The sequence below is a fragment of the Pseudomonas sp. NPDC089392 genome, assembly GCF_044749595.1.
GTDB lineage: Bacteria > Pseudomonadota > Gammaproteobacteria > Pseudomonadales > Pseudomonadaceae > Aquipseudomonas.
Window position 1 is genome coordinate 36,111 of sequence record NZ_JBIVIF010000048.1, and the last position, 7,422, is coordinate 43,532.

Here is a 7,422-nt window from a genome sequence, read left to right on the forward strand (position 1 = left end):
CCCATGATCGGCGCACGCCGACCTTTTGATCAAGCCCCGCGCGTCACCCGGTAGGTGGCCGAAGGCTCCAGGCATGCCTGCCAGCCAGGTGGCAGGACGATGTTGGTGGTGTCTTCCTCGATCACGCACGGGCCGTGCACGGTCTGCCCCGGCAGCAGGCGGTTGCCATTGAACACTGGCGTCGATTGCCACTCGCCTTCGGCACTGAACAGCATCGGGCGGACGGTTTGCGGGGTAGGCGCGGGTGGTTGGGCCGGGCCCTGCAATTCAGGCTGCGGCGGACGCGGCAGGTGGCCGATCACCGAGCACTCCAGGTTCACCAGCTCCACCGGGCTGTCGGGCTCGCTGTACGAGTACAGGGTCTGGTGGCGGCTGTGGAAGCGGCTGATCAGTGCGGCCAGGCCAGCATCGTCCAAGGCATGGCTTTCCAGCTCCACGCTGCACTCATGGATCTGCCCCAGGTAGCGCATTTCCAGGGTGTAGTGGCAGCTGCTGGCCTGGTCGCCAAAACCGTCTTCGCGCAGGTTGGCAAAGCCCTGCTGGCGCAGCTCGGCAAGGGCCTGGTTGAGTTGCACCAGGTTCACGTGGCCGGCGTCCAGTCGCATCGACAGGCTGGTGAGTTGGTCGTAGCGCACGTCGGAAAGAATTTGCCCGAACGCACACAAACCCGAAGCCACCTTGGGGATCAGCACCGTTTGCATGCCGATCTCTTCGCCCAGGCGTACCACGTGCATGCCTGCCGCACCGCCCGCACCGATCAGGGCAAAGTCACGCGGGTCGTGCCCGCGCTCGATCGACACCCGGCGGATGCCGTTCACCATGTTCAGGTTGACCAAGGTGGTGATACCAAACGCCGCGCGTTCGACGCTGATGCCCAGCGGTTCGGCAATCTTGCTGCGGATGGCGTCCAGCGCCGCCTGGCGGTTCAGGCGGATGCTGCCGCCTAGCAGCGCGCCATCGGGCAGGTAGCCCAACACCAGGTTGGCATCGGTCACCGTGGGTTCGCTGCCGCCCTTGCCGTAGCACACCGGCCCGGGCATGGCGCCAGCGCTGCGTGGGCCGACCTGAAGCATGCCGAACTCGTCCAGGTGGGCGACGGAGCCGCCGCCGGCACCCAGGGTTTCTACCTGGATCATCGGCACACCGATGCGCTGGCGCAAGAAGTCCACGTCCTTGCTGAAGTTGGTGCGCCCGGCGTTGGTCAGGGTGATGTCGAACGAAGTGCCACCCATGTCCACGGTGATGACGTTGTCGATGCCGAACGGCCGCGCCACCGCCAGCCCGGCCTGCGGCGCCGAAGCCGGGCCGGAGTTGATGGCATTGACCGCGCGCTCGCGCATCAGGTGCCCGGGGGCCAGGCCGCCGTTGGACTGGAAGTAGCGCACCGGCTGCTGTGCGCCAAGCTCCTGGAACAGGCTGTCGATACGCGCTACGTAGCGCGCCATTACCGGGCTCAGGTAGGCATTCACCACGGTGGTGGAGTTACGGGTGTATTCGCGAATCTGCGGGAACACCTCGCAGCCGGTGCAGACGAACACGCCGGGCAAGGCGGCCCTTACCAGCTCGGCGGCGCGCTGCTCGTGGCAGGGGTTGCGCACCGACCACAGGAAGGAAATGGCAACGGCTTCTACGCCTTCGGTGCGAAAATAGTCGATGGCCGCATGGATGGCACGTTCGTCCAGCGGGCTGTGCTCACGGCCATCGCCGAGGATACGGCCAGCGATGGGGCGGCGCAGATGGCGCGGGGCGAGCATGTGCGCTGGCGGGTAGTGGGCGTCGTAGCGGTGGCCTTCTTCCTTGTGCCCCAGGCGAATCTCCAGGCTGTCTTCATGGCCTTCGGTGCACAACAGCCCCACCTTGACCCCGGTGCGCTCGATCAGCGCGTTGAGGGCCACGGTGGTGCCGTTGATGCACAGGTCGCAGTTGGCGATCAGCTCGGCCGGGCTGCGCCCGGTGGCGTCGGCGATCTGCGCCAGGCCGGCGCGAATGGCCAGGGTTCCGTCCTGCGGTGTGGACGGGGCTTTGAACAGCTGCACGCCGCCGTTACGGTCGGCCAGGATGAAATCGGTGAAGGTGCCGCCGGCGTCGATGCCCAGGCGATATTGGTTGCGCATGATGGGTCTCCGGTCAGTGCGGGGCGCGGGCAAGGCGGGTTGCGGTTTCATCCAGCTGGCCGTCGGCATCGACGACCACGCCGTACTCGATGGCCGCGCCCTGGGGCGAGACCAGGCCGTTGCGCAGGTCTTGCAACACCGAGGCAATCGGGCGCTTCAGCGGGTCGCCGTAGCCACCGCCACCGGGGTTGATATTGATGATCCGCTCGCCGGGCTGCAGGGTCAGCATCGGGTTCTGCGTGTAGTGGTCTTCGCTGCCGTCGGCGTGGCGGTGGATCAACCGGCCCAGCTTGGGCTCGACCAGGGCATTGCGCGCCCCGGCGGCACCGGCGGTGGGCAACTGGCGGCCCTCGCCGAAACCGACCACGGTCATGGCGTGGTCCAGCGGTTCGATCTCCAGCCGGGTGCCTGAGCCACCGCGGAATTCACCGGCGCCCCCACTGTCGGCCATCAGGCTGTAGCGGTGGATCAGCACCGGGTAGGCGTGCTCCAGCAGTTCGATGTCACCGCTCATCAGCGCGCCGAAGCAGCACAGCGGGCCGCAGGCGTGCCAGCCGTCCATTACCTTGTTGGCGCCGGCACCGGCAATGATCGAGGCCAGCACCATGGTCACGTACTCGCTGTTGCCATTGCGCGGGTCGTGGCCGGCGATGTTGATGCCGCTGGTATGCCCCCAGGAGGCTGTCACCCGCTGTGGTGAAGCCTGTTCCAGCGCGGTGCGCACGGCATCGGCCAGGGTTTCCATCGGCGTAGTGGTGCAGTTGACGTGGGGCGCCGGTTCCTCGGCGTTGCACAGCGTGCCCCTGGGCCCGACATCGACCGTGACGCAGCGGTACAGGCCTTCGTTGTAGGGCGGCGCCACCTGGGCGAACATCATAAGCCCCAGGTACACGCCAGACACCGAGTTGCCCTCATAGGAGTTGATGAAGTAGGGCACCTGCGGCGGGCTGTCGATGCGCACGTGGGCCTGGTCGCCACGGATCTGCACGTGTGCGGTAATGGCCAGCTCGCCCAGGCCATGGCCGGAATCCTCCAGCACGGCGGTGCCGCTGTAGTCGCCATCCGGCACGTCGCGCAGCAGCGCACGCATGTGCCGGTCGGCCATGTTCTTCAACTCGGCGATGCAGGCACGCACCTGAGCCACGCCGTACTTGTCGAGCAGCTCCAGCAGGTGCCGCTCGCCGACCTTGCAGGCGCCGTACTGGGCGTTGAGGTCGCCTTCCTGATAGGGCCGGGCGCGCATGTTGGTGAGCATGAAGTTGATCACGTCTTCGCGGCGCTTGCCCTTTTCCCACAGCTTGACCGGCGGAATACGCAGGCCCTCGGCGTAGATCTCCTTGGCATCGGGGTTGTAGCCGGCGGGTACCGGGCCACCGATGTCGGTCAGGTGGCCCTTGCACACGGTCCAGAACACCAGCTCGCCCTGGTAGTAGACCGGCTTGTACATGCAGCAGTCGAGAATATGGCTGCCCTTGTAGGCCGGGTCGTTGTGGTAGATCACGTCGCCTTCGGCGATGTCGTCACCGAAAAACTCGGCCACGCACTTCATGGCCGGTATCAGCGAGCCCAGGTGGATGGGGATGTCCTGGCCTTGCAGGATCATCTCCGGCAAGTGGTCGAACAACGAGTTGGAATAGTCGTGGGCCAGGTTGAACACACTGGAGCGCCCGGTCTTTTCCAGGGTCAGGGTCATTTCGCGTTGCGCTGTCTCCAGCGCACCCCGCACAACCGCAAGGGTGATTGGATCTACTGTCTGCATAGGTCACCAAGGTTTGTTCTTGTGCTTTGGCTGCGTGCCGCGACAGGGCGGCGCGTGGTGACAGGCTACGGGGCAGGGCGGGGGCAAGGCTTGTCGCTGGGTGTACTGGTTGTTGCGTCTGGGCGCACTGCGGCGATCGGCTGGAAAACCGTTGTGGGAGCGGTCGCCTTTGGTTACTTTGGGCAAGACCAAAGTAACCCGCCGAAAGGGCGGAAAGGTGACTAGGTGCCACCTGCGCGAAGGAATGTCCGCTCGATGTGAATGCCCACATCTTATAAACCTCAAGGAATCGAGCGTCGGTTTTGATATTGCGAAAACTCCGTCTGCGATGGCGACGCTCATTCACCTTTTCGCCTTTACGGCGAGTTCCTTTTTGTCTTGGCAAAAAGGAACCAAAAACCGCCTGCTCCCATCATCCGGCCCCTACGCTGCGCTCCGGGGTCCCCTCGCTACGGGCTTGCTCCCGGGAGTACGCGCTGCAGGCCCCATCCCTGGGGCCTCAGCGCTTGACGGGCATCCATGCCCGTCACCTCCCTCCGCAAGCCCTTCGCTCGGCCTCCTGAAGTCGCAATCTGTGGCGCCTGAACTACCGCGCGCTTAGAAGCAAAAATCAAAAGCAGGATTTTAAGGCCGTGGGGGCCTTATGCCTGCTCCCACAGGGCCTACTGTCCCAACATCTGCCGCACCAGCCACTGCCCCGCCGGCCCCAGCGCGCGCCGGCTGGACCACACCACATCCATATCCACCCGCCGCGGATAACCCGTCACCTGCAACTCCACCAACCCACTGCCAAACCGGGTCACCAGCGCCTTGGGCAGTTCCGCCCAGCCAAACCCGCGCACGGCGAACTCCAGCAGGGTGAGGTAATCCGGCGCCGACCAGGCTTGGCCGCGGCCGTGGTGCAGGCTGGGGGCATAGGTCTTGATATACAGCTGCCGCGCATTCTCCAGGTCCTGCCCCTGCACGTGCTTCACGCCCGCCAACAGATGCCCGCTGGCCACGTACACAGCAAACTCCGCCTGCTCGGGCAAACGGGCCACGGCAACGTCAGCGGGGTAGCTCGGCTGCGTGGCAAGAATGCCGATATGCGCCAGGCCCTGCTGGATCATGTCGATCACATCGGCATCTTCGGACGGGCCGCAGCGAAGCTCGGTATGCGCGTACTGTTGGGCGAAGCGGGCCATCACCGCGCCCTGGAAGGTAACGCTGTAGCTGTCCGACATCACCACCGACACCAGCGCCTCGACATTCTCCGCCAGCCGCATCGCCAGCGCATCGAGCTGGGCGCTGGCGTCGAGAATCGCCTCGACATGGCTCAGCACTTGCTGCCCAGCCTCATTCAGCGTGGGGTGACGGCCACCACGGTCGAACAGTGGGCAGCCGATATCAGCCTCGAAATTGGCAATGGCAATGCTGATGGTGGACTGGCTTTTGCGCAGTTTGCGCGCGGCGGCGGAGAACGAACCCAGCGATGCGGCTTCGACAAAGGCAACCAGAGCTTCAGGGGAGTAGCGCATGGTATTGATAAAACCGATGGTAGCTATGTCGCGAGTATCTGTTCTGTCAAAGAAAATAGGAAGCACGACTCACGCAATGGATGGAATTTGCAATGAAAAACGTGTCTTTCACTGAGCGCCTTGTACATGCCGTCGGTTATGAAGTGTTCGCCGTGTTGCTGTGTGCGCCGCTGTTGTCCTGGATCATGGGCAAGTCGCTGGCGACGGCGGGGGCGTTGGCGGTGACCCTGTCGGTGATCGCCATGCTGTGGAACATGGTCTACAACGCGCTTGTCGATCGTTATGTGCAGACCGAGCGTATCCACTGGAAGGCCCGCGCGCGTTTTGTGCACGGTTTGGGCTTTGAGGCGGGGCTGGTGGTGTGGTGCTTGCCGGTGGCGGCGTGGATGCTGGATATCTCGTTGCTGCAGGCGTTCATGGTGGAGCTGGGCTTCTTCGTGATCATTCTGCCCTACACGGTGCTGTACAACTGGGCGTTCGACAAAGCCCGGCACCTGCTGATGCAGCGCCGCCTGGCGTAACCCTCCTGCCCGACGCGGTCCCTTGTAGGAGCGGGTTTACCCGCGAATGCGGTGGCGCCGACACCGGTGAACCCTCAGGAGTTACTGGCTGGCAGCTCTGGCCTGTTCGCGGGTAAACCCGCTCCTACAAGTTGACCGTGTAAACCCATGAAAAACGGGGCATGCCATCACTGGCATACCCCGTTTTCAAACCGCTAAAGCGCCTCAGGCGACTTTGACGATCCAGCCTGCCGGTGCTTCTACATCACCGCTCTGGATGCCGGTCAGCTCGTTGTAGAGCTTCTGGGTAACTGGGCCGACTTTTTCCAGGTCGTGGAATACGTGCAGCTTGCCGTTGTACTCGATGCCGCCGATCGGGGTGATCACTGCAGCGGTACCGCAGGCGCCGGCTTCGATGAAGCGGTCCAGCTTGCTGATTTCCACGTCGCCTTCGATCACGGTCAGGCCCAGGCGCGATTGTGCCAGTTCCATCAGCGACAGGCGGGTGATACCTGGCAGCACCGAGGCCGATTTCGGGGTGACGAATTCGTTGTTGGCGGTGATGCCGAAGAAGTTGGCCGAACCGACTTCTTCGATCTTGGTGTGGGTCAGCGGGTCGAGGTAGATGGCGTCGGCGAAGTTGGCCTTCTTGGCTTCAGCGCCCGGCTGCAGGCTGGCGGCGTAGTTGCCACCGACCTTGGCCGCGCCGGTGCCTTGCGGGGCTGCACGGTCGAAGCTGGAAATCTGGAAGTTGTGCGGCTTCATGCCGCCCTTGAAGTACGAGCCAACCGGGATGGCGAATACCGAGAAGATGAACTCGGGGGCGGTGCGCACGCCAATGTTGTCACCGGTGCCGATCACGAACGGGCGCAGGTACAGGGCGCCTTTGCCGTGCGGTGGCACGAACTTTTCGTTGGCCTTGACCACTTGCTTGCACGCCTCGATGAACACATCGGTGGGCACGTGCGGCATCAGCAGGCGGGCGCAGCTGCGCTGCATGCGAGCGGCGTTCTGGTCTGGGCGGAACAGGTTGATCGAGCCGTCTTTGCAACGGTAGGCCTTGAGGCCCTCGAAGCACTGCTGGCCGTAGTGCAGGGCCGTGGAGCCTTCACTGATGTGCAGTACGTTGTCTTCGGTCAGGGTGCCCTTGTCCCACTCGCCATTGCGCCATACGGACAGGTAGCGTTTGTCGGTCTTGATGTAGTCGAAACCCAGCTTGTCCCAATTAATGCTTTCGTTGCTCATGACACCCTCATTGTCTTGCAAGTGCCCGATCGCTCGGGCTGCTGTTATATGCGCACCATGCCACCTTAATACATCCTTGGCGGATCGGGAACGGCCAGTCACGAATTGATAGCCTGCGATGCATTGCTAGCGGCCCGGCGCAGGTACTGCGGCGGGGCTGGGAGGTGTTCGTCACAACATTTTCAGGGCCTATGAGATCGAGCGCCGCCCGCGCGGCGCTTCGCGGCTAAAGCCGCTCCTACGTTTGTTTCGGGCCAATTATTCCTGTGGGATTCGCGCGCGAACGC

At 63.8% G+C, this 7,422-nt stretch carries 5 protein-coding genes; 1 reads left to right on the forward strand and 4 read right to left on the reverse strand.

Going from position 1 to position 7,422, the window contains the following annotated elements; all coding sequences use genetic code 11:
• Positions 1-29 precede the first annotated feature (29 nt).
• The 3 genes from ACIP1G_RS27425 to ACIP1G_RS27435 form a co-directional block, all read right to left on the reverse strand.
• Entirely contained in the window at positions 30-2,114 is a 2,085-nt protein-coding gene (locus ACIP1G_RS27425) for a hydantoinase/oxoprolinase family protein (RefSeq protein WP_400742723.1), read from the reverse strand.
• A 13-nt stretch (positions 2,115-2,127) separates the two neighbouring features.
• Positions 2,128-3,873 carry a hydantoinase B/oxoprolinase family protein gene (locus ACIP1G_RS27430; RefSeq protein WP_400742726.1) on the reverse strand — a complete coding sequence of 582 codons (1,746 nt, stop codon included), beginning with the start codon at positions 3,871-3,873 and terminating at the stop codon, positions 2,128-2,130.
• Between the two features lie 662 nt (positions 3,874-4,535).
• Positions 4,536-5,390, reverse strand: a complete 855-nt coding sequence (locus ACIP1G_RS27435; protein ID WP_400742728.1) for a LysR family transcriptional regulator — start codon at positions 5,388-5,390, stop codon at positions 4,536-4,538.
• A 92-nt stretch (positions 5,391-5,482) separates the two neighbouring features.
• Between ACIP1G_RS27435 and ACIP1G_RS27440 the strand changes: the two genes are divergently transcribed.
• A complete protein-coding gene (locus tag ACIP1G_RS27440; protein WP_400742731.1) occupies positions 5,483-5,911 on the forward strand; it encodes a multidrug/biocide efflux PACE transporter in 429 nt (142 codons plus the stop codon).
• 204 nt (positions 5,912-6,115) lie between these two features.
• Here ACIP1G_RS27440 and ACIP1G_RS27445 read toward each other — a convergent pair whose 3' ends face one another.
• Positions 6,116-7,135: a branched-chain amino acid aminotransferase gene (locus ACIP1G_RS27445; protein ID WP_060494052.1), complete on the reverse strand. Its 1,020-nt coding sequence runs from the start codon at positions 7,133-7,135 to the stop codon at positions 6,116-6,118.
• Between the last annotated feature and the right edge of the window lie 287 nt (positions 7,136-7,422).

Excerpts from the sequence above, each read along its gene's own strand:
- ACIP1G_RS27435 (WP_400742728.1), bottom strand. The coding sequence starts at position 5,390 with ATGCGCTACTCCCCTGAAGCTCTGGTTGCCTTTGTCGAAGCCGCATCG.
- ACIP1G_RS27430 (WP_400742726.1), bottom strand. The coding sequence starts at position 3,873 with ATGCAGACAGTAGATCCAATCACCCTTGCGGTTGTGCGGGGTGCGCTG.
- ACIP1G_RS27440 (WP_400742731.1), top strand. The coding sequence starts at position 5,483 with ATGAAAAACGTGTCTTTCACTGAGCGCCTTGTACATGCCGTCGGTTAT.
- ACIP1G_RS27445 (WP_060494052.1), bottom strand. The coding sequence starts at position 7,135 with ATGAGCAACGAAAGCATTAATTGGGACAAGCTGGGTTTCGACTACATC.
- ACIP1G_RS27425 (WP_400742723.1), bottom strand. The coding sequence starts at position 2,114 with ATGCGCAACCAATATCGCCTGGGCATCGACGCCGGCGGCACCTTCACC.